The 762-nt window shown below is 52.1% G+C and carries 2 tRNA genes and 2 rRNA genes; all 4 read right to left on the bottom strand.

The window, feature by feature from the left end:
• Positions 1 to 109 (bottom strand): 23S ribosomal RNA (locus CFB81_RS34725); the annotation flags it as partial.
• 287 nt (positions 110 to 396) lie between these two features.
• A tRNA-Ala gene (locus tag CFB81_RS34715) sits at positions 397 to 472 on the bottom strand.
• A 38-nt stretch (positions 473 to 510) separates the two neighbouring features.
• Positions 511 to 587 (bottom strand) — tRNA-Ile (locus CFB81_RS34710).
• Positions 588 to 650: 63 nt separating this feature from the next.
• Positions 651 to 762: ribosomal RNA gene (locus tag CFB81_RS34705) — 16S ribosomal RNA — on the bottom strand; the annotation flags it as partial.

The following is a 762-nucleotide window of genomic DNA, read 5'->3' as shown; positions in this document are numbered from 1 at the left end:
TACGGATCAAAGCTCGTTTGCCAGCTCCCCGTAGCTTTTCGCAGGCTACCGCGTCCTTCATCGCCTGTGATCGCCAAGGCATCCACCACATGCACTTGTTCGCTTGACCCTATAACGAGTCTGTCTCTCGACAGCCGCTACAGGTTGAGTTCTCGCGTTGTGCCGTATTCCAATTGAGTCGAACATAGAGTTCGAATCATCTTGAGATACATCGATACAATCACAACCCGGATAGTTTCCACGTCCATCTCAAGACGCTTCCGCTATCCAAATTACTTACTTCTTCCAGATTGTTAAAGAACGACAGCCGATATCTGTTGATATCCTCTGACTGGCTCAATCGCCAATGCAAAATTCTCGGTTCAGCGTCTGAACCAAGCCCTTAGCGTTGGTGATTGGTGGAGGCAGACGGGATCGAACCGACGACCCCCTGCTTGCAAAGCAGGTGCTCTCCCAGCTGAGCTATGCCCCCATGAGTACAGATGCCTCAGGTGTGTTACCGCCAGACAATGGTGGGTCTGGTTGGATTCGAACCAACGACCCCCGCCTTATCAAGACGGTGCTCTAACCGACTGAGCTACAGACCCCTGAGTCTGTCTTTAATTTACAGCCGATAAGCGTGAGCGCTCAACTTCGCGAGATAGCTCTGGAAAGGAGGTGATCCAGCCGCACCTTCCGATACGGCTACCTTGTTACGACTTCACCCCAGTCATGAATCCTACCGTGGTGACCGTCCTCCTTGCGGTTAGACTAGCCACTTCT

The sequence above is a fragment of the Burkholderia sp. AU28863 genome, assembly GCF_002223195.1.
Lineage (GTDB): Bacteria > Pseudomonadota > Gammaproteobacteria > Burkholderiales > Burkholderiaceae > Burkholderia > Burkholderia sola.
The sequence above is the reverse complement of the archived record's forward strand: the minus strand, read 5'-3'. Positions and strand labels throughout refer to the sequence as shown.